Source organism: Paraburkholderia sp. 40 (genome assembly GCF_050434105.1).
Classification (GTDB): Bacteria; Pseudomonadota; Gammaproteobacteria; order Burkholderiales; family Burkholderiaceae; genus Paraburkholderia; species Paraburkholderia tuberum.
The window spans coordinates 1,042,814-1,064,541 of the sequence record NZ_JBNPVY010000003.1; the positions used below are offsets into that span (position 1 = coordinate 1,042,814).

The 21,728-nt window shown below is 60.3% G+C and carries 16 protein-coding genes and 2 pseudogenes; 13 read left to right on the top strand and 5 right to left on the bottom strand.

What is annotated here, in order from left to right:
* Window positions 1-56: 56 nt before the first annotated feature.
* Entirely contained in the window at window positions 57-989 is a 933-nt protein-coding gene (locus tag OKW28_RS20295; RefSeq protein WP_187637452.1) for a helix-turn-helix domain-containing protein, read from the top strand.
* A gap of 24 nt (window positions 990-1,013) precedes the next feature.
* On the opposite strand, the gene benC is transcribed toward OKW28_RS20295, so the two are convergent.
* Window positions 1,014-3,803, bottom strand: coding sequence for a benzoate 1,2-dioxygenase electron transfer component BenC (gene benC, locus OKW28_RS20300; protein WP_429448318.1), 2,790 nt, complete (start codon window positions 3,801-3,803; stop codon window positions 1,014-1,016).
* 407 nt (window positions 3,804-4,210) lie between these two features.
* On the opposite strand from benC, the gene OKW28_RS20305 reads away from it, so the two are divergent.
* The 4 genes from OKW28_RS20305 (at window position 4,211) to OKW28_RS20320 (ending at window position 10,582) form a co-directional block, all read left to right on the top strand.
* Window positions 4,211-6,976 (top strand): MGH1-like glycoside hydrolase domain-containing protein, encoded by a 2,766-nt coding sequence (locus tag OKW28_RS20305; RefSeq protein ID WP_429448319.1) that lies wholly within the window; start codon window positions 4,211-4,213, stop codon window positions 6,974-6,976.
* A gap of 265 nt (window positions 6,977-7,241) precedes the next feature.
* Window positions 7,242-8,564 carry a DUF2254 domain-containing protein gene (locus OKW28_RS20310; protein ID WP_429448321.1) on the top strand — a complete coding sequence of 441 codons (1,323 nt, stop codon included), beginning with the start codon at window positions 7,242-7,244 and terminating at the stop codon, window positions 8,562-8,564.
* Between the two features lie 10 nt (window positions 8,565-8,574).
* Window positions 8,575-9,252 (top strand): carbonic anhydrase, encoded by a 678-nt coding sequence (locus OKW28_RS20315; protein ID WP_429290740.1) that lies wholly within the window; start codon window positions 8,575-8,577, stop codon window positions 9,250-9,252.
* A gap of 253 nt (window positions 9,253-9,505) precedes the next feature.
* Window positions 9,506-10,582 (top strand): hypothetical protein, encoded by a 1,077-nt coding sequence (locus tag OKW28_RS20320; protein WP_429448323.1) that lies wholly within the window; start codon window positions 9,506-9,508, stop codon window positions 10,580-10,582.
* A 107-nt stretch (window positions 10,583-10,689) separates the two neighbouring features.
* On the opposite strand, the gene OKW28_RS20325 is transcribed toward OKW28_RS20320, so the two are convergent.
* The gene (locus OKW28_RS20325; RefSeq protein ID WP_429448325.1) at window positions 10,690-11,316 is read right to left on the bottom strand and encodes a glycine zipper 2TM domain-containing protein; all 627 of its coding nucleotides are present in this window, start codon (window positions 11,314-11,316) and stop codon (window positions 10,690-10,692) included.
* 308 nt (window positions 11,317-11,624) lie between these two features.
* On the opposite strand from OKW28_RS20325, the gene OKW28_RS20330 reads away from it, so the two are divergent.
* From OKW28_RS20330 to cysS, 4 genes are all read left to right on the top strand, one after another.
* Window positions 11,625-12,086, top strand: coding sequence for an NUDIX domain-containing protein (locus OKW28_RS20330; RefSeq protein ID WP_429448327.1), 462 nt, complete (start codon window positions 11,625-11,627; stop codon window positions 12,084-12,086).
* Between the two features lie 114 nt (window positions 12,087-12,200).
* Window positions 12,201-12,770, top strand: coding sequence for a GNAT family N-acetyltransferase (locus tag OKW28_RS20335; protein WP_429448329.1), 570 nt, complete (start codon window positions 12,201-12,203; stop codon window positions 12,768-12,770).
* 127 nt (window positions 12,771-12,897) lie between these two features.
* Window positions 12,898-13,287, top strand: a complete 390-nt coding sequence (locus tag OKW28_RS20340) for a VOC family protein (protein WP_429448331.1) — start codon at window positions 12,898-12,900, stop codon at window positions 13,285-13,287.
* A gap of 340 nt (window positions 13,288-13,627) precedes the next feature.
* Window positions 13,628-15,037, top strand: coding sequence for a cysteine--tRNA ligase (gene cysS / locus OKW28_RS20345; RefSeq protein WP_429448333.1), 1,410 nt, complete (start codon window positions 13,628-13,630; stop codon window positions 15,035-15,037).
* Between the two features lie 201 nt (window positions 15,038-15,238).
* On the opposite strand, the gene OKW28_RS20350 is transcribed toward cysS, so the two are convergent.
* Window positions 15,239-16,162: a glutaminase gene (locus OKW28_RS20350; RefSeq protein WP_429448335.1), complete on the bottom strand. Its 924-nt coding sequence runs from the start codon at window positions 16,160-16,162 to the stop codon at window positions 15,239-15,241.
* Between the two features lie 275 nt (window positions 16,163-16,437).
* On the opposite strand from OKW28_RS20350, the gene tnpA reads away from it, so the two are divergent.
* The 4 genes and pseudogenes from tnpA to OKW28_RS20370 all read left to right on the top strand — a co-directional run.
* Complete coding sequence (gene tnpA, locus OKW28_RS20355) at window positions 16,438-16,845, top strand: IS66-like element accessory protein TnpA (RefSeq protein ID WP_429448337.1); 408 nt, start codon at window positions 16,438-16,440, stop codon at window positions 16,843-16,845.
* The gene (gene tnpB, locus OKW28_RS20360) at window positions 16,842-17,186 is read left to right on the top strand and encodes an IS66 family insertion sequence element accessory protein TnpB (protein ID WP_429444458.1); all 345 of its coding nucleotides are present in this window, start codon (window positions 16,842-16,844) and stop codon (window positions 17,184-17,186) included. Before tnpA ends, tnpB begins: the two co-directional genes overlap by 4 nt.
* A gap of 30 nt (window positions 17,187-17,216) precedes the next feature.
* The gene (gene tnpC, locus OKW28_RS20365; protein WP_429444456.1) at window positions 17,217-18,770 is read left to right on the top strand and encodes an IS66 family transposase; all 1,554 of its coding nucleotides are present in this window, start codon (window positions 17,217-17,219) and stop codon (window positions 18,768-18,770) included.
* A gap of 109 nt (window positions 18,771-18,879) precedes the next feature.
* Window positions 18,880-19,458: pseudogene (locus OKW28_RS20370) on the top strand (IS66 family transposase); the annotation flags it as partial.
* 301 nt (window positions 19,459-19,759) lie between these two features.
* Here OKW28_RS20370 and OKW28_RS20375 read toward each other — a convergent pair.
* On the bottom strand, window positions 19,760-21,112 hold the full coding sequence (locus OKW28_RS20375; protein ID WP_429448338.1) for a serine hydrolase: 1,353 nt from the start codon (window positions 21,110-21,112) through the stop codon (window positions 19,760-19,762).
* 296 nt (window positions 21,113-21,408) lie between these two features.
* Window positions 21,409-21,711: pseudogene (locus OKW28_RS20380) on the bottom strand (GNAT family N-acetyltransferase); the annotation flags it as partial.
* Between the last annotated feature and the right edge of the window lie 17 nt (window positions 21,712-21,728).

Sequence of the window (21,728 nt, forward strand, 5' to 3'; positions counted from 1 at the left end):
CGAGCGCATATGGAACAATGGACAGAGATTACATAGAGCAGGACATAACGTGCATCATGGCCTCTGACCAGCAGCGCCGCCGGACCGTGCTGCATTTCGCGCTCTATGGCGCGGAAGCGGACCAACCCTGGGTCGACATGGTCCATTACGAACGCATTCCCCTGCGTGCCGGCCGTTTCGACTTCGACATCGAGCCGCACGTCCACGATGCGCTGATCCAGGTGCTCTACGTCACCGCCGGGGGCGGCGAGACCTTCATCGACGGCAAGACCTGGGCGGTCGTTGCGCCATGCCTGATCGTCGTGCCAGCGCGCTCGGTCCACGGCTTTCACTTCCGCAGCGACATCGACGGTCACGTCATCACGGCAGCGCAGTCCGCGCTGGAATCGCTGGCGATGACGGCCGCGCCCGAGCTGCTGGAATTCATCCGCACGCCGACCGTGCTGTCGATTGATCCCGACGTCGAGCGCGGCACACCTCTGGACACCCTGTTCCAGTCGATCGGGCACGAGGCGGAGAGCCACGAGCGCTGGCAGTTCACCGCAGGCGCTGCACTGACGATCGCCCTGTTCGTCAAGATCGGGCGCCTCAGCGAGAGCGCGCGGCTTTCAGCCAGTTCCGAGCAGCGGACAATGGCCGCCCGGATCGAGCGGTTCCGCGCCCTGCTCGACCGACATTGCCGTGAGCGGCGGCCGGTCGCCAGCTATGCCGACGCGATGGGCGTGACCACCGGCCAGCTCTCCCGCATCTGCCGCGCTACGTTCGGGGTCTCGGCAATCGAGGCGATCGATGCACGCTCGATCCATGAGGCCAAGCGGCTGCTCGGCTATTCGACGCTCAGCGTGAAGCAGATCGCCAGTGAACTGGGCTTTCAGGACGAGGCCTATTTCGGTCGTTTCTTTCGCAAACAGACGGGACTCCGGCCAACCGAATATCGCTCCGCGGCCCACGATCGATCCTTGCCGCCAGAAAAGGCGAGAGCGGGCTGACTCGCCCTCGCCCCCTGATCCGCTTCAGGCCGACAACCCACCTAGCCTCACGAACAGGTGCTCCGGCCCGGAGTTGGTCAGATTGTTGCCCCGCACATACTGGATCGGCCTTGCCGGATCGAGCGCAATAGCGCCAATCTTGCGGGCCAGAGCCTTCGTCGCGATCAGCGTCTCCAGTTTGGCGAGCGGCGCGCCAAGGCATTTGTGCATGCCGTTGCCGAAACCCAGATGGCCGCTGGAATCGCGGTCGATGTCGAACGTCTCGCCTTCGGCGAACTTGCGGCTGTCGCGGTTCGCAGCCGACAGCAGCAATCGCACCACCGCGCCCTTGGGCAGATCGACGCCCGCGATAGTGGTCGCCTCGGTGGTGATTCGGCTCACGCGCTGGACGGTACCGCGATAGCGCGCCACCTCCTCGACGAACCGGTCAGCGTCGGCGGGGTTTTCGCGGATACGTCCCAGCAGATCCGGCTGCTCGGCAAACATGCGAAAAGCGTTGGCGACAAGGATAGTCGTCGTGTCGTGCCCGGCGATGAAGACGAACGCGCACAGCTCCTTCGCTTCCTTTTCCGAAAGCAGCCCGTCCTTCCACATGCGCGCGATATGTCCGCCGATCGACTGGCTGTCGGTGAGAGCGAGCCGCTCCAGCGCTTGCTTCAGGTAGGCGAAGAAAGCTTGCGCGCTCTGCTCGTCGGTGCCGGTCCCGGGCGCATTGCGGGCGAGGCGCCCGAAATAGCTAAAGGTCTCGTCGGACCAGAACTTCATCTTTTCCTCATCCTCGTTCGGCACGTCGATCATCGTGGAGATGGTCGAGATGCTGAGCGGGATCGCGAAATCGTTGACGACATCACCGCCGCCTTTGGCAATCATCGCGTCGAGCAGGTCCTCCGCCCTTTGCGCGATCTGATCGATAAAGGGATCGAGCGCCAGCGGCAGGAAGGACGGCTGGACGACCTTGCGTAACCGCGAATGGTCGGGTGCATCGAACAGCGTCAGGAACGTCAGCGGCGGCGGGCTGACGACCTCGGAAGAAAACAGCTTCGGGTTACGGATCGCCTGATAGACATCGTCATAGCGCGACAGGAACCACACGTCCGAAGTCGACGACTGGCAACGCAGCACTGGCGCATGCTCCCGCATCCAGCGGTAGTGCTCGTAAGGATCGCCTTGCGAGCCGTCATCGACCACCTTGAATGGCTCCAACCCCTCGGGCCAGTCCAGTTCGTGTGAATAAGACGGAAGCGTGCTGCCCGTGAAAGGGCAACCTTGCGGCGCGCTCTGCGGCACGGCAGACGGGAGAGCGGGGGCCGCCGCGGCCACGGGTGCCTTCTTGCCCATCGCCATGCGCTCCAGCGCCCGGCTCATCGTGGCCCTGGAATGGAGCGCATGCAGCGCAATCACGTCCCGCGCCGCGTTCAGGTCGCCCAGTTCGAAGGCGGCGACAATGTCCCGGTGCTGCTGGACGATATCGCCGACGATCTCGATCTGGTCGGTCAGCGCGCGAGCGATGTAGTCCTGCACGGCCAGTTGCCGGTAGAGCGCGATCAACTGTGCGTTCCCGGAAGCTTCGATCGTGAACATGTGGAAGGCGTGGTTCGCCTCGATGTAGCGTGGAACGTCCGTAAAGTGCCGCCCGCGCACGAACGGCGCCGTCGCCTCGGCGAGCTGGCGGAAGGTGATCAATTGCTCGCTCGACAGCCGGCCCATGGTCAGCTGAGCCGCCCCCAGTTCGAGAGCCATGCGCAGGTCGAAGGCTTCATCGACATCGACAGGAGCGATGCGCTCCTCGCCGGTCTGGACCACCAGGCCTGTACCGGCGAACTTCTCATAATAGAAATTGTGCGGCGTCAGCCCTTCGGACGACAGAAAATCGCGTACCGCATCGACCATCGGCGGCGGGCCACAGAGGTAGACATCCGCATCGCCACCGTTGAGCTGGGAAGCGCTGATGTGGTGGGTCACATAGCCCTTGTTGGGATGGGCACTGTCGGGGCTGGAGACGGTGCAGGCATAGGTGAAGTTCGGCAGGCGCTGCGCATAGGTTTCGAGCCGGTCGATGCCAACCAGATCCTCATCGGTGTTCACACCAAGGATCATGTGGATCGGATACGGGCTGCCGTCGTCCTCGACGATCTTGTCCAGCATCGAGAGGAACGGCGCGAGGCCCGTGCCACCCGCCAGAAACAGCACCGGCCGTTCAATGGCGCGCAGGTAGAAGCTTCCCATCGGGCCGCGAAACTCGATTGCGTCGCCTACTTTGGCGGTTTCGCAGAGCCAGGTCGACATCACCCCTTGACGCACATTGCGCACAAGAAAGGACACGTGCGGCTCGGACGGCCCCGAGCTGACGGAGTAGGACCGTGTCTGGTCGGTGCCGGGCACCTGGACGTTGACATACTGCCCAGGAAGAAAGCCGAGATCCGCGCGGTTCTCGAGCTCGACCGAAAAGGCGATCGTGGTGTCCGACGCTCGTTGGCAGGCGACGATCCGTCCCCTGTGGGAGGAGGGGCCGGTACCCGAGACATCGGAGTTCGTGGCGATTTGGATCACGCAGTCGGAACATGGGCTCATCTGGCAGGTGAGAACCTTGCGGGCGCTCGCCTCCTCCGGGCTAAGCGCATCTTCCACGCAGTCGCCCAGAACGTACTCGCCGGACTCGCAGTCCGCCTTGCAGGTGCCACACACGCCATCACGGCAATCGAGTGGAATATTGATCTTCGCGCGAATGGCGGCGTCGGTGACGCGCTCGCCCTCCTCGCACTCGATGAAGCGGGTCACTCCGTCCTCAAAACGGAGGGTTATCTGATGGGCCATGGCGGTGTCTCCTCTAGAGCCGCCCGAACACGCCGCTCCGCTGGCGGTATGTTCGGGCGGGGTGGCGCGCGAGGTAGTTTTGTTTCTCGCAAGCGCCAAGGTGGGCTTAATGGCGCCAATTTAGAGCCTGAGCCGCGTTCCCCTCAATGGACAGAGACGACGTTCACCCGGACAAAACGTGCATTGTGATGGATGCCGGATGCCCATAGTAACCCGGACCTCACCTGCTTTCCGCGGCCAGAAAATACGCGTCGACCACATTAAATCCGTTGCGCTGCGGAGCCGGACTCAATCAGGCTAAACGACGCCTATCATCCAGATACCGCCCAGCGGCGCACGCGCAACAGGATGGGCGGGGACTCACGCACTGAACGTGTTCGACGGTCGATCCCGGTTTGGGAGGTCACATGTCATCGCTACGCGCAAACGATCTGCTCCATTCGAAGGAAGGATTCCGCCTGCATGGCCAGGACCTCGACTGCTGGCGCCGCTGGGGGCCTTATCTGAGCGACCGGCAGTGGGGCACCGTTCGCGAAGACTACAGCGACTACGGAACCGCATGGGAGTATTTCCCCCACGAGCATGCGCGCAGCCGCATGTACCGCTGGGGCGAGGACGGCATTGCCGGATTCGGCAACGACCCACTCGACTGGTGCGTGTCGCTCGCGCTCTGGAACGGGCGCGACCCCATCCTGAAGGAGCGGCTGTTTGGCTTGACCAATGCGCAAGGCAATCACGGCGAGGACGTGAAGGAGCTTTACTTCTACGTCGATGGCACGCCGACGCACTCGTACATGAAGATGCTGTACAAATACCCCCACGATGCGTACCCGTATCAGGACCTGATCGAGGAAAACGTCCGGCGCGGCGCCGATCAGCCCGAATACGAAGTCCTCGATACGGGCGTGTTCGACAACGATCGCTATTTCGACGTCTGGGTCGAGTACGCGAAGCACACACCCGACGACATCGTGATGCGCGTAACCGTCGAAAATCGCGCGGATCAGCCCGCGCCACTCCATGTGCTGCCGCTCTTCTGGGCGCGCAACCGCTGGGCGTGGTCAGGCAAGCCCGGCAAGCCGTCGCTCACGCTCGAGCCGGCGTCCGCCGAGGGCGCGCGCGTGATCGCGCACAATCCCGCGCTGGGCACGATGATCGTCACGGCCTCGGCGCCGCAGCCGATCGAATGGCTGTTCTGCGAAAACGAAACCAACGTCCGCCGACTTTTCGGCATCGCCGGCGCAGGCCCGTTCAAGGATGGCTTCAACGATTACCTCGTCGATGGCGACGAGCACGCGATACGCCGCGACGCGGGCACCCGCGCCGCCGCGCATGTGGCCCTGTCGCTCGCGCCGCACGAGCGCGCGGTGCTATATCTGCGCTGGCGTCCGGCGGCACTAACGGGCATCACGCGCGACGACGTGCCGCTCGACTTCGAAGCGCTGTTCGCGCGCCGGATCGCGGAGGCCGATGAGTTTTACGCCGCGCTCCAGCACGACATCAGCGACGCCGATGCGCGGCTCGTGCAACGCCAGGCGCTCGCCGGCATGCTATGGACGAAGCAGTATTACCAGTTCGACGTGACGCGCTGGCACGACGGCGACCCCGGTCAGCCGAAGCCGCCGAAAGGACGCCGGCACGGGCGCAACGCCGACTGGCGGCATATGTGCAACGGCGACGTCGTATCGATGCCGGACAAGTGGGAGTACCCGTGGTACGCGTCCTGGGATCTCGCGTTTCATGCCGCCGCGTTCGCAATGATGGACCCCGACTTCGCGAAGAAACAGTTGCTGTTGCTCGTGAAGGAACGGTACATGCATCCGAACGGGCAGTTGCCCGCCTACGAATGGGCATTCGGCGACGCGAATCCGCCCGTTCATGCATGGGCGACATGGCGCGTGTACGAACTCGACCGTGAAGTCACGGGCGTCGGTGACCACAAGTTTCTCGAGGTGATGTTCCACAAGTTGCTGCTGAACTTTTCGTGGTGGGTCAACCGCAAGGATGCAGAGGACCGCAACATCTTCCAGGGCGGCTTTCTCGGGCTAGACAACGTCGGCATCTTCGACCGCTCTTCCCCGCTGCCGACGGGCGGCCGCATCGACCAGGCGGACGGCACCGCCTGGATGGCCTCGTATGCGCTCGACCTGATGCAGATCGGACTCGAGCTCGCGATGACGAACAACGCGTACGTCGAAATCGCGGTGAAATTTTTCGAGCATTTCCTGTATATCGCAGAAGCCGTCGGTTGCAGCGAAGGTTGCAGAACGGGGCTATGGGACGGTCACGACGAATTCTTTTATGACGTACTGCATCTTCCAGACGGAACCCGTGTGCCGATGCGCGTCCGCTCGATCGTCGGCCTGATTCCGTTGTTCGCCGTGCATGTGCTCGAAGAACGCATATACGGCCACCTGCCCGGCCTGCGGGAACGGCTCGCCTGGTTTCTCGATCACCGGCCCAATCTCGCCAAACTCGTATCGCGTTGGACCGAACCCGGCAAAGGCAACACCACGCTGCTCTCGCTGCTGCGCGGATACCGGATGACGGCATTGCTGCGCCGCGCGCTCGACGAAGACGAATTTCTGTCCGATCACGGCGTGCGCGCGCTGTCACGCGTGCATCGCGATACACCGTACGAGTTCGATCATGGCGGCGCGCACGTCTGCATCGCGTATCAGCCGGCCGAATCGGAGTCGCGCGTATTCGGCGGCAATTCGAACTGGCGCGGGCCTGTGTGGATGCCCGTCAACTATCTGCTGATCGAATCGCTGTATGAATTCCATCGCTACTACGGCGACGAGTTCCGCATCGAATATCCAACGGGATCGGGCAACCGGTGCTCGCTCAGCGAGATCGCCGACGGTCTCGCGCGGCGTGTCACTACCCTCTTTCTCAAGGACGAGCACGGCGTGCGGCCCGTGATGACGGCTTATCCGCAGTTGCAGGCCGACCCGCGCTCGTCCGATCTCGTGCTGTTCCACGAGTACTTTCACGGCGACAGCGGACGTGGCGTCGGCGCTTCGCACCAGACGGGCTGGAGCGGTCTCGTCGCGCTGCTGCTACAGCCGCGTCTGATGAAGCTGGCCCACGTGGCGTCCGATACCGCTGCCGAAAACGTGCCGGCAGGCGCGCCAGTCGCCGAAGACGCGGTGCCCGCGATGGCGCGATAGACGGGCATCGAAAATCCGGAATCGATCGAGACGCGACTCCCGAAACTCTATGTCCTCGACCTATCGGACCAAAGTCTGATTGACCGACCTGAAGGTCACGTGTCTGATTGTTTCGGGAGGGTCCACGTGGCTACCGGAAGACGCGCCCCCTCGGGTAAGCGAAGACATGCTCGCACCCCAGCGGGAAGTTTCCTCTACATGGTCAAAGGCGAACCGCGAACGTTTCGGCCTCCGCTGCCGCATGAATCGTAGGAAGAGCGCAAACATGGACTGGAACCGCTGGTACAGCTTGAAGAGTTACCTCAGATCTTCCCTGTGGACGGTACCGCTCGTCGCGGTGGCGATCTATGCCGTGGTAAAGCCGCTCACTGAAATGCTGGGAAGGTGGATGATCGGACACGACATCCTCGATCCGAAAACCGGCCTTTTTGCGCTGTCCATGACTGGAGCGCGGTCACTTGTCGGCGACATCGTTTCCGCAGACCTGGCGTTTCTGGTGTTTACCTTCGGTTCGCTGCTCGTCGCAATCCAGGTCGCCGGCGGTCAATATACCCCGCGGATCATCGCGACCACCTTGCTGCGCGATAACGTGATCCGCAGCATCTCGGGATTGTTCGTATTCACGCTTCTGTTTGCCAACAGAACCCTGGGCTGGATGGGTGACAGCGAGGTGCACCAGCTTCAGGTATTCATTGCAGCGCTATTCGGATTCGCTTCTGTCGTCGCATTCCTTTTCCTGATTGATTATGCGGCGAAATGCCTGCGTCCAGTAAGCCTCGTGGCTCGGGTTGGGGAGCACGGGATCGCGGTCATCGAAAGCGTCTATCCCGACCCCGCGACGGGCCGAATCACCCCGCAGAGACTTGACCACGAGCGAGGCGTACCTGGCCGCATTGTTCGCCATAGCGGTACATCCGGCATCGTTCTGGCCGTGAATCTCGAAAGACTTGTCGCCAAGGCGAGGCGCACTAACTCGGTTATCGAATTCGTGCCGCAAGTCGGCGACTTTGTCGCGGTGGACGAACCCTTGTTTTATTTGTACGGAGACTCTGACGCAATCGATGAAAACCGGCTGCGTACACTGGTTGCTTTCGGGACTGAACGCACAATGGAACAGGATCCTATGTTCGCGTTTCGCATCCTTGTTGATATTGCGCTGAAAGCGTTGTCGGCTGCGATCAACGATCCAACAACAGCCGTGTTGGCCATCGATCAGTTGCAGCGGCTATTGCGTGTAGTCGGAAAACGGTCTTTGTACACCGAAGAGATAACGGATAAGTCCGGACTTGTGCGCGTCATCTATCGAACGCCGAACTGGGAAGATTTCGTGCATATCAGTTTCCGCGAGATACGTCAGTACGGCGCGGGCAGCATTCAGATCGCGCGGCGTCAGCGCGCGGCGATAGAGAATCTCCTGCAGTGCTTGCCGGAGCATCGTCACGACGCCTTGCGTGTCGAGCTGACCCTGCTGGACCGTGCGATCGGCTCGAAGCATCCATTTCCGGAGGACCTGGCGCTGGCCCGTATCCCCGACTCGCAAGGGCTTGGAGGCTCGGAAAGCTCGACAGCAAGGCAACCCATCGTTTGAGAGGCAAACCATGCGAAAACTCATCATGGGCATCGTTGAATTCCGGGAGAAAATGCTGCCGCAATACGCGCAGCAGTTCAGCAAACTCGCGCTCGCGCAGACACCTGATGCGCTCTTCATAACGTGCTCGGACAGCCGGGTCGTGCCGGATCTGCTGGCATCAACCCATCCCGGCGATCTCTTTACGATGCGCAACGTGGGCAATCTGATACCACCGGCGACTGCGGAGGGCGTCTCTACCGGAGATCTTTCCGAGGCGAGCGCGATCGAATATGCCGTGCTGGTGTTGAAAGTCGCGAATATTGTCGTGTGTGGACATTCGGAGTGCGGCGCGATGAAGGCCGTATTCTCCAGGCACGCCAAGCTGAAATCACCAAACCTCGATAAATGGCTATGCCACGCCAACAACGCAGCGTTTCGCCTCGAACAGGAAGGTCCGCTCGACGATAGCCTGAAAGCGCACGATCAATTGTCGCAACTCAACGTACTCGTGCAACTCGAGCACCTGATGACCTACCCGATCGTCCGCCAGCAGGTCACTGCCGGGGCACTCGTATTGAGCGGCTGGTGGTTCGACATTGCGACGGGCGCCATGTATGCCTATGAGCGCACGAGCCGCTCATTCGCAGTCGTCGATCGCACAATGGCTGACCGGATGATTGCGCGCCTTGCCGCACGGGCGAGATGACGGTTTGCGAATCCCGCGATGGAACCGTCATGTCGCTAGCGACCAATGCAATCCCTGCGTCGCGATGCAGACGGCAAGTTCTGTTTCAATGTTCGCTTCCGCACACTTTCTTGCAGAAGAACATGTCACCGCGAATATTGCTATCTACAGTTCATGCGTCGCATCTTAAGAGGCCCGCGCGCAGTTTTGGTTGCCAGAACGTGGCATGCAGCGCCTGTTGGCAACGGCATTGACTCACACTGACGAGGCCTACATGACCGATTTGAACACGCTGTGGACATACATCAAAAAGCACGCGCCACCCGGCGGCATCGAGGGCTTTGACGGCAGTCCCGGAAAATTTCGTGACTTGCAGCAGTACCACGAGAAAAAGGTCTCTCGATGGGAAAACGCGGGGGGCGCATCAGTCAGGAAGGCGGGTGAGTTGATTACCGGTCCTCTGGAGGTTTGCGGTCTACGGCGCGAAAGCACGCTGCTTTCTACACCGGACAATCCTAAGAGAATCGCCGTCGCGGCCATGCTGCTGGCGATGTCGATCGTCCTGAATCTCGATGAGGATACGCTCAGAAAGGCTAAACCCATTCTGGAAAGGCGCGATATTCTCGACCTCGAGACGCGGTTGAAAATTCTTCTGTCGACGGGCGATGTCTTCCAGTCGAAGCGATTTCCAAGTCTGCAGTTGAAGAACTTCAACAGTGTGTCGATCGGCTTCGAAAGTATTCAAACGACTTTCCTCCTCGGCGCGGAAAATGCCTTCGAGAGCGCCACCGATCTGCTGACGTTGATGCATCAGCGGCTTTTGCACGCTTCGTCCGGCATACCGGAACAGTACAAGGAAACATTCACCAGCTATTTCGGTAATCCAGACGACAAAGTGGATGTCGCGGCGCTTGGATTCCAAGGCGGCTCAGATCTGGGGTTGTCCGGTAGTCAAACCAGAAGCGCGTTGGTGCGCGCGGTGCTGCAATGCGTCTGGAAGGGCATCCAGATGAGGTCAGTGCGCCTCTATTACGGTGGCGGCAGCGTCATCCCCAATGTCCGGGCCTATGCCCCCGACCTCAAGACAGTTCGCCGCGACGGAAAAATAAACATACACCTGGCGATCGACTTCTTCGGTCTCGAACAACAGGTGATTCATGACGGAACGAGCATTAGCCGTGGCGCGGGCCTTATTCACGAGTTCACTCATGCACTGGCCGGGACGATAGACGTCGACCAGGCATTTATGCCAGGCCGATGCCGGGCGCTCGCAAGGGATAGGGATTTCGGACCGCGCGCGCTCGTCAATGCGCAGAGTTATGCATCGTTCGTTGAGGACGCATTCGGCTGACGGTTGTGCAGTCGACCGCATTCAGCCGCCCGCTGTTTGGATGGCTGAGAAGGGGTCCTTATGCACTTTTGAGGGGCGCATCGAGCGGGTCTCCCGCCTTCAGGCGATCAAGCGAACGATCGATAACTGCCATCCTGCATTCTGACTTGCACCTGGTAGGTGGCATCTTTGCGTACGGCATGTTCGATACCGTTACCGGCAAGGCCACCGCCAACTGCACCCGCTATCGTCGCCAGAACACGGCCGCGCCCTTGACCAACCTGGTTGCCCAGCAGCCCGCCTGCCACCGCACCGCCTACTGCGCCGAGCCCGGTGGTCGGCTCTTGCGTTTGGACTGCGTTGACCGCGACGACTTCCCCTGCATTAGGGTCGACGGTAGCCGGTCGAGGTGGCGGCTGGGTGGCATCACGGTAAATATCGTCGTGCGCGTACGGGGGCGCTGGCGACGACGCACTGCTGTGGTGGTGATGAACATGGGGTTCGCTCACCGTGTTGGTCCGCGTGCCTTGTTGCTCCGCATACGGTTGAGCCGAGTCGAGCGGCGTGCTGGCTGGCTGCCAGGCGACTGCTGCAGTTTGCGACAGCGGCGGCGTTACCGCCCGGGACGTCGGAAGCAGACCGGTCATTGCGGCGATGCCGGTGCCGCTGGCGAGAATCACAGCAACGGCAGCTCCGGCGACCAGAGGATGAATGCGACTGTGCGGGGACGAATCGGAAGGCAGGTTTGTGTTCATTGCTGGCTCCATGGTATGTGCCTGCAAGAACGCCAATGCCATCAAACCGGTGGACCCTGCTATTGTGAGATTTGTAAGCGGTTGTCGCTCGCCGGGACGCGTTGGCATCACCCGCTCCAACGGGCCACGATGCGTCACGCGCCTGCAAGCGATCCGCGTGCGGTGCGCACCTCCGGTAGAGTCGTGAAAAGGAAAAGTGCTTCGGCTGCTGTAGACCGCATTCGGCAGTAGCCGGCCAGAACGAGACAGTCGATTGAGCCTCCTAAATCGCCGACAATCGGACACGCACAAACTCGACGGGGGTGAAGGTGTCGCTGCACGATGATAACGAAAGCTACATCAGTCGGCTGAGGAAAAAGGTTGGAAGGGATTTGATTTTGAGTCCCTCCGTTGCAGCCGTGATTCACGATCATGAAGGTAAACTGCTGCTTCAGGAGAAATCGTCCGGAGAGGCGTGGAGTTTGCCCGCTGGTGGAATTGGACTGGGAGAAAGCCCGCAAGAGGCCATCATCCGCGAGGTAATGGAGGAGACCGGATATGCAATCCGCATTCACGGCATTCTCGGCGTGTTTGGCGGACGGCCGTTCCGATACACGTATCCAAGCGGCGACCACGTCGAATACGTAGTGACTCTGTTCCAATGCAAAATCATTGGCGGCTCCGGGATACCCAGCGATTCCGAAACCAAGTCAATTCAATATTTCGGAAGGCACGAGATGCCGGAACTGGCACTCCCGTATCCTAAAGATGATTTGTTTCGCCCTTTCTAAGATCACAGTCGGACGCCGTTGTTGCTTGACGTGCCTCCAGATTCGGCCATGAACGGACGGTCGTCGGCGAATACTGAATCGTCGACAATTTCGACGCGGCGAACGGCCAGTAGAATGTGGCGGATTACCCAGATACCCTTTCCCGCGTTCGCCTGGTTGGAAAAAGCAATGACTCATGTGATCCGCATCGTCCGATGGGAGGCGTTAAGCCCGGCCCAGAAAATCGACGTTGAGAATTTGAAGATTTCCGATCAACAGATTGAGTATGCTGGGCCAACTCACCGCGCAGTCGAGGCTTGCATATCCGAGCTGACTGGCGAAATCCAAGGCGCGGCTATCTTCCACATGGAAGTAATTGTAGGTTTTCTCGTTCTGAAGAGGCGAAACGCCGCCCCCAGTTGGGCTTCAATGGGAGCCGCCGTCATTTCGGCCCTACGTATCGACTTACGCTTCCAAGGTCTAGGAATCGGAACGGCTGCGCTCCAGCGTCTGCCGGAATGGCTTTTGACCCACTGGGCCGACACCAAGTCCATTATGCTTTCCGTCGACGAAGAGAATGAGACCGGGCGCCGTTCGTATGCGAAAGCCGGCTGGGTGGATCTGGGAACCCGGGACAAGGGAAGAATCGGGTGGGTTCGCTATATGAAGCGCGACCTGCAAACGGTGTTTGCTGTCTCTGACTGAGCTCAGGGCAAGAACTCGCTTCGGCCACAACCGGTCACGCGGAAAGGCGGCGACAATTTTCGTTCGACGTATCCTTGAGGATCGATGTTCCGACACTCTTGGCCAACGATCCCGATAACAAAACCCGATGCAAGCACATCTCAGAATAGCCAGACCTGTCAGCGACCTTTCGCGGACAGAAAGCATGTATTGCGCAGCGCTCAGCCTCGTTGTGCTGGCGAAATTTCAAGACCATCAGGGGTTCGACGGGTTGATGCTCGGACGTTCCGGCATGGACTATCACTTCGAGTTCACACAGTGCCGCGAACATCCGGTAGCGCCAACACCAACACGTGAGGATTTGCTGGTGTTTTACGCCCCGGATCGAGTTGAGTGGCAGTCGACTTGCGATCGTCTCGCCGAGAGCGGATTTGTTTGCGTGGCGTCGCTCAATCCTTATTGGGACGTGTCAGGTAAAACATTTGAGGATCACGACGGCTACCGAATCGTTTTGCAAAACTCGGCGTGGCCCTCATGATGCATGCGTAATGCATTTGGATGCCGTCTCGATCGCTTTGCAGCAAGTCGCACGGTCGCGTGAGAGGCGAACTCCGGCCACAAGCTGTCGCTCGACAGTGGCTCTCAAAAGCGGCCGCTCACTGACGTTGACCTACGGAGCGGCAGGCTCTAACATGCCTTTCATGCTCGCTTACGCCCATTACCCCTCCCGCCTCGTTCGCGCATGCTGTCACGGCCTGCCAGGGGGAGCTTGCGTCTAGCGCGCCAATCTGCGTCACGTCCAAGCCTCAACTGGCCACCCGTTGCGAAAACGGTGGCCTTTTTGTTTTTCACGATCGCTCCACCACACAAAAATTCCGATGCCACTCGTCCTGTATGACACCTGGTCGCGCGCCCTGCGCCCCTTCAAGCCGATACAAGCCGATCACGTCGGCCTGTATTGCTGCGGGCCTACGGTGTACGACCACGCGCATATCGGCAATCTGCGGACCTATGTGTTCGAAGACGTGCTCCGGCGCGTCCTGATGCTAAACGGCTACCCCGTGCAGCACGTCGTCAATATCACCGATGTTGGCCATCTGGTCTCCGATGCCGATGACGGCGAAGACAAGATGGAGAAAGGAAGCCGGCGAACGGGAGAGTCGGCATGGGCGATCGCCGAGCGTTATACAGAGGCTTTCCTGACCGACTGGCGAGCGCTCAACTTGCTGGAGCCTTCGGTCTGGTGTCGGGCAACCGACCATATCGCGGATCAGGTCGCCTTCATTGTCACCCTTGAACGCGCCGGCTACACGTACCAGACTGCAGATGGCGTGTACTTCGACACCAGCAAGCAGAACGACTACGGCTTTCTGGCTCGCCTGGACCACGAGGGCCTGCAAGCCGGCAAGCGAGTTGCACCAGGCGAGAAAAAACGCGCCACGGATTTCGCGCTATGGAAATTCAGCCCGGCTGATTCCCGGCGGCAGATGGAATGGGACAGCCCTTGGGGACGCGGCTTTCCCGGCTGGCACATCGAGTGCTCGGCGATGTCGGCCAGGTACCTGGGGTCCTGGTTCGATATTCACTGCGGAGGTGAAGACCACATCGCCGTGCATCACAGCAACGAAATCGCGCAGACGCAAGCCGCGCACGGTACCCGGCTCGCCAACTTCTGGATGCACGGCCATTTCCTCACACTGGACGCTACGAAAATGTCCAAGGCGGGCGGTGACTTCCTGCGCCTGCAGACATTGGTCGACCGCGGAGTCGATCCGCTGGCGTATCGCTACCTGTGCTTGACGGCGCACTACAGAAGCTCCCTGCGTTTCAACTGGGATGCGCTTGAAGCCGCAAGGGTCGCGCTCGACCGGCTACGCAACGTCTATGCGAGTTGGCCCACCGGTGGTACGGCGGATGAGCGTTTTGTCGCCCGGTTCAACGCTGAGGTCAATCAGGATCTGAATCTACCGCGCGCACTAGCCGTGCTGTGGGATCTGGTGAGGAGCGATTTGCCGCCGGCCACGCGACGGGCCACCGTTGACAGCTTCGATTCTGTATTTGGGTTGCGACTGCCCGATTGGCAGCCTGACAAGCGGGACATTCCCGCAGACATTGCTGCCTTGGCCGAGCAGCGCGAGAAGGCGCGCGCCAACAGCGATTGGGCCCAAGCCGACCGCCTACGTGACACATTGAGAGCCTTGGGATGGCAAATCGAAGACGGTGAGCGCGGGCTACGACTAACCCGGACTGTCAAAGGAATGACGACACTTGGGGATGGCTGCCGGTGACGCTCGAAAGATTGGCGGCTGTGCGTCCTATGCCCTTGTGGGGCGCACAACCACAGGCGAGATGGCACCCGCTCGGCGCGACCGGTTGAACGTCTGCTTCGCACGCGATCGACCGGTTGAATCCGCCGTCGGTCCCAGCCTTTCACGTAGCGCTCGCTCAGTGTGGGTTGACTCTTGCCGAATGACCTAGACTCCGGTGTCTCAAAAAATCGACCGGCCGGTAAGCGTGGTCAACCGTTCAAGCGCCTGGACGCCCGCAAGTGAGTTGCCGTTCGCGTCGAGTCCGGGCGACCAGACGCAAACGGCCATTTCCCCCGGCAGCACCGCGACGATGCCGCCGCCCACGCCGCTTTTCGCTGGCAAGCCGACGCGATACACGAAGTCACCGGCCGCGTCGTACGTGCCGCATGTCAGCATAAGAGCGGACAGGCGTTTGGCCGAACTCGCGTCGAGGATACGTTCGCCAGAGATCGGCGCGACGCCCCCGTTGGCGAGAAAGAGTGCCGCCTTCGCCAGTTCGACGCAGTTCATCGATATCGCGCATTGACGGCAATACGCATCGACGACAGCCTCGGGCGGCATCTCCAGGTTGCCGAAGCTCGCCATGAAATGGGCCATCGCGCGATTGCGGTGTGCGTGCTGCAATTCGGACTGAGCCACGCGCATATCATAGTCGATCGTCGATTCACCCGTCAGCCGCCGCATGAATTCGACGAGCGCTGTCTCCGCGTTGACGAAGCGGCGGCACAGCACATCGGTGACGACCAGTGCGCCTGCGTTGATGAACGGATTGCGCGGCTTGCCCTTCTCGGCTTCGAGTTGCACGAGCGAATTGAAGGCCGTACCCGACGGCTCACGGCCCACGCGCTGCCACAACGCATCGCCCAGCAGCCTGAATGCCATCGTGCACGCGAACAGCTTGGAGATGCTCTGAACTGAAAAGCGCGTATCGGCTTGTCCTACGCGATACACGTCCCCCGCCGTCGTGACGACGGCCAAGCCGAAGCTGTTGGCGGGCACATTCGCGAGTTCGGGAATGTAGTCCGCGGCGCGGCCCGCGGTGCGCCACGGTTCGATGTCGCGATGGATCTGTTCGAGGATCGCTTGATAGTTCTGGTCGGACATTGGTGGCTGCATCCAGGATGCTCTTGAGCATGGGTCGCGATGATACCGCAGCCAGGCAGCGTTCGGTGCCTCGCCCACAGTGTCGCGCACCTTTACGAAGAGGCTGGAGCCGGCGATGAGTCATTCCGGCGACAGGTTGCTGGCGCTCCGCGAAAATGAACTGATGTACGGTCCTTCGGCAATGACCAGGAGTAAGCGCCTCATCTCGGCCGTTCTCTAAGCAGCCATAAATGGAGGTAATTTGGTTCCCACCAAATTTTTTGGCGGGAACCAAAGTGGCCGACATAGTAGATGGCAAGAACGAAGCGCCCGGTAGGCGCCCGAACTTTCCGCGCGAATTCAAGCGACAGCTGGTCGAACAGACCTTCGAACCGGGAGCTTCCGTATCGCTGGCCGCGCGTCGCAACGACATTAACACCAACCTGCTGTTCAGATGGCGTCGCCAATATCTTCAAGGCGTATTCGGAGCACCACATCCGGCGCATGTGCAACAGCAGTCAGAGGTTGACGTTGCACCGTTTCTTCCGGTGAGCGTTGTCGCCGAAACCGAGACATCGATGTCCATGCGCGAGGCTGTGTCGGAGAACGTCTGCGAGATCGAATTTGACCGTGCACGCCTGCGCATCCGCGGCAACGTGTCGCCTGATATGCTGCGGTTACTGGTACGAGAACTGTCCCGATGATCGGGCTGCCGGCGGGCACCCGCATCTGGATTGCGGCTGGCGTCACCGACATGCGTTCCGGATTTCAGGGCCTGGCGGCGAAGGTGCAAACTGCACTGGAGGAGAATCCGTTCGACGGGAACGTCTTCATCTTCCGGGGCAGGCGCGGTGACCTCATCAAAATCCTGTGGGCCACGGAGGACGGGCTATGGCTCCTGGCGAAGCGGCTTGAGCGAGGGCGGTTTGTCTGGCCGCAGGCCGACGGCGGTAAGGTCCATCTGACACAGGCACAACTCTCGATGCTACTCGAGGGCATTGACTGGCGGCAGCCGCGTCGAACCGCGGCGCTATCGGTGTTGTAAACGCTTCGGGGCACGCGTAAACTCCGGCGCATGACCGATGATGCCCGTCTTCCGGATGACGTCGATGCGCTTAAGGCCTTGCTGCTGGAGGCTCGTGCCCAGCTTGCCGAGCGCGATATCGAGATCGAACAGCTCAAGGCCCAGATCGACAAACTCAAACGGGTGCAGTTTGGCCGCAAGTCCGAGCAGCTGGACCGGCAGATCGAGCGGCTCGAAACGGAACTGGATGAGCTGAGCGGTGGGCGCGGTGTCGCGGATGTTCGCCGCGACCGCACATCGGGCACAAGTGTGCCCGCCGGCGCAGCAGCCTCGAAGGAGGCGTTGCCGCCCCATCTGCCGCGTGAAGAGCGCGTGCTCGAACCCGATCCGAGCTGCCCGAACTGCGGCAACACCATGCGGCCACTCGGCGAGGACGTGTCCGAGCAGCTTGCCCGTGTCGCCGCCATGTTCAAGGTGATTCGCACGATCCGCCGCAAGGCGGTCTGCACCTGCTGCAATCACATCTCGCAGCCGCCGATGCCGGGCTTGCCAATTGAGCGCAGCATCGCGCATCCGGGCCTGCTTGCTGACATCCTCGTTTCGAAGTTCGCTGATCATCAACCGCTGTACCGGCAGTCGGCAATTGCCGCGCGTGACGGCGTTAAGCTCGACCCCGCCAGCATGGGGCGCTGGGTCGGCCAGTGCGAGGCTTTGTGCGAGCCGTTGACCGAAGCGCTGCGCGTCTACACGATGGCAACGTTCAAGCTGCACGCGGACGACACGCCGATCCCGGTGCTTGCACCGGGCAACAAAAAGACGCGCACGGGTCGCCTGTGGGTGTACGTTCGCGACGACAGCCGTTCGGGCTCGACGGACCCGGCCGCAGTCTGGTTTGCCTACTCGCCCGACCGAAAGGGGATACATCCGCAGACTCATCTGGCCGGATTCAAGGGCGTCCTGCAGGCCGACGCCTACGGTGGTTTCGACGAGCTGTATGCAGGCGGCAAGATTCGTGAGGCGGCTTGCTGGGATCACGCGAGACGGTACATATACGACGTTCATGTCCGCACGCCGACTGAGTCGACAAGGCACGTACTCGAGCTGATCGGCGAACTCTACGACATTGAGGCTGATATCCGGGGCGAGCCCGCCGCCGAACGATTGCGCGTACGGCAGGAGAGAAGCCTCGCGGTGCTCGCGACCATCAAGGCGTGGATGACGGACAAGATCGCGACCCTGTCGGCAAAATCCGAGTTGGCCAAGGCGATACGCTACTCGCTCAATCAATGGAACGCACTCGTTCTGTACTGCGAAGACGGTCGTATTGAGATCAGCAACGCTCTCGCCGAAAACGCTCTGCGCTGTGTAAGTCTGGGGAGGAAAAACTTCCTGTTTGCAGGCTCCGACAGTGGAGGCGAACGGGCCGCTGCCATGTACGGTCTGATCGGCTCGTGCAAACTGAATGACATCAACCCCCGTGCATATCTGGAATACATCCTGACTCACATCGCGGACCACAAAATCAGTCGCATCGACGAACTGCTGCCCTGGAACATGGTCGGCAAGTTGCCCACGCAATCCACTCCGCCGTCAGCGACAACCTGATCGCCGCAACGTCTCCTGCCGGTATCCGCGAGGTATCGATCAACGCGTTACCGATAGCGTGCCACATGCGCGCGACACATCACGAACGGCCGACGCGAGGCGCTTACGCTGGGATCACGCGAGACGGTACATATACGACGTTCATGTCCGCACGCCGACTGAGTCGACAAGGCACGTACTCGAGCTGATCGGCGAACTCTACGACATTGAGGCTGATATCCGGGGCGAGCCCGCCGCCGAACGATTGCGCGTACGGCAGGAGAGAAGCCTCGCGGTGCTCGCGACCATCAAGGCGTGGATGACGGACAAGATCGCGACCCTGTCGGCAAAATCCGAGTTGGCCAAGGCGATACGCTACTCGCTCAATCAATGGAACGCACTCGTTCTGTACTGCGAAGACGGTCGTATTGAGATCAGCAACGCTCTCGCCGAAAACGCTCTGCGCTGTGTAAGTCTGGGGAGGAAAAACTTCCTGTTTGCAGGCTCCGACAGTGGAGGCGAACGGGCCGCTGCCATGTACGGTCTGATCGGCTCGTGCAAACTGAATGACATCAACCCCCGTGCATATCTGGAATACATCCTGACTCACATCGCGGACCACAAAATCAGTCGCATCGACGAACTGCTGCCCTGGAACATGGTCGGCAAGTTGCCCACGCAATCCACTCCGCCGTCAGCGACAACCTGATCGCCGCAACGTCTCCTGCCGGTATCCGCGAGGTATCGATCAACGCGTTACCGATAGCGTGCCACATGCGCGCGACACATCACGAACGGCCGACGCGAGGCGCTTACGACCAGGAAGGCGAACGCCACATCACCTTCGACGGCTGGGATCGGCCCAATGTGAGACGTTCGATCCTGAATCCCAGGTCGTTGACAGTTGCCGTTCAGACTCCTCGCTTGCTCCGCGGGTGACAGCGCAGTCGTTGAAAATCGTCATGTTGTGCCGACAATCGAGTCAATAGCGATACTAGGAATTCGCGTCATCAAGAATCCATTTTGCGCGCGACCAGATCGTACCCGTTCTGATGCAGCGTCAGCTTTTCGGCGATCCCTTGATCGTCCATTTCGAAGGTAATCTGCGCGTCAATCAACTTCGCAAAAAATCGGTGTTCGGCATCGGGATACAGCGCGATTCTCGGTTGCCCGGTACCTTGGGTGAAAAGTTGTCCCTTGTCGACCGTCATCGTCAGGATGAAGTCCGGACGCAGCCAGAAACGCCCTGCATAGGATTGCAAGCGGACGGGATCGACGTCGATCTCGTTTCGAATCTTGACCGGTTGCCGTAGGGGTTTTTCGGGTTTCAAGAGATGCAAGCCAATGTCGCCGACGTCGAACGCCGCGTTCGCCAACACCACGACGCCTCGTGATGCGCGACGATCGAACCCGATGAACGACCGGCACCCCAGTGTTCCTCCGGTATGGCCGAACCATTCTGGTTCGCCATCTGTGCTGCCGACGCCCATTCCCCAACAAAGTGGAATGACCTGGTCTCCAAGCTGCCGACGTATGTCGAGCGTATTGCCAATTGCTTTATCGAGTGCGGACGGCCGATGACCCATCACGGCTTCGAGAAATTGCAGTTGATCACCTACCGTCGACACCAACGCCCCTGCCGCTCCAAACACCTGACCGAGATCCATCCGCTGCGCGAAACGCAGGTCGAGGTCGTGACCAGGGATGCACCTCCTTTCAATCTCGTCAGGCAGTGCGATGGCCGTACTCGCCAGTTGCAGCGGTGTGAGGATGCGAGCCCTCAGCACGGTTTCGTAATCCGTTCCTGCCCGACATGCAAGCGCATAGCCCAGCAGGCCAACGCCGAGGTTCGAATACTCGAACTCCGAGCCGATGTCACGGGTCAGTTCGTAGCGGGCCAGGAACGCGTAAAGAAGATCGATCGTGTAACCCGAGAACGGGTCGGGTGAACCGTTCCCGGCCATGTTGTCGGGGTGACGGGGCAACGCGGATGTATGCGTCGCAAGATCATGTAGAGTGATAGTCCTGCCGTTGCGTTCTGGTACGGCCGGATTGCCGGGCAAAAGACGCTGAACTGGCTCATCAAGCGAGACTTCGCCACTCGCGATCATGTCCGCGAGCAGGATCGCGGTATACACTTTCGTCACTGATCCAATTTCGAACGCAGTGTGCTGGTCGGGGATACGGGCGTCGTTCTGATCGAATCGGCCATAGCCGACAACGCGCCGCTCGCCGTCGCCCGCCATTCCAACGACGATTCCCACGCCTTCGTGGCGGGTATCGATCCGGTCCGAAAGGATGCGTCGGATTGCGTTGTCATCGAGAAAGCGAGTACTGGGTGTAAGGGGATCTTTCGATGGCATGGGGCTCCTCTGTGAAGGTCGGATTAATCACGTCGGAGCTGAAGTAGGTGGCAGCTTGCGTCCACGTGGTCGTCAAATGGAAGACAAATCCTCACTTTCATTCGCTTGGGCTGCGCAACGAAAAATGAATAATGGGCGAGTTGGGGGCGGTGCGCCGCTCCCGTTTGTCGCGTGGCCACCATCGCACCAAAGATTGCAGTAGTGGTAAGGCAATTCCGGTAAGTCGACACCCCGAAGTGAATTTGCGCCGTCCTGGAGAGTTCAGCCTCTCAAGGGACAGTGGCAAGTTCATCGGTCTAGCGGCAGTTAGTGTCTATATAGGCCAGACGATCACGTTCAAGCAGGCCATACAACGCGCTATCTGACACCTCGTCGCCAACTATCCAACGATCACGCAACAACCCTTCACGGATAAACCCGAGCCGCTCGAGAAGACGCGCCGAGGCTGAATTCCGTGGGTCGATATCCGCTTCAATCCGGTGTAAATTCAGCGTGCCGAAACCATGCTCGATTATCGCAGAAGCCGCCTCTCGCATAAATCCGTTTCCCCAATGCTTGCGTTTCAGACTAAAGCCTATCTCCGCGCGCCGGCATTGCTCGGCGGTTTCAAGAGTGA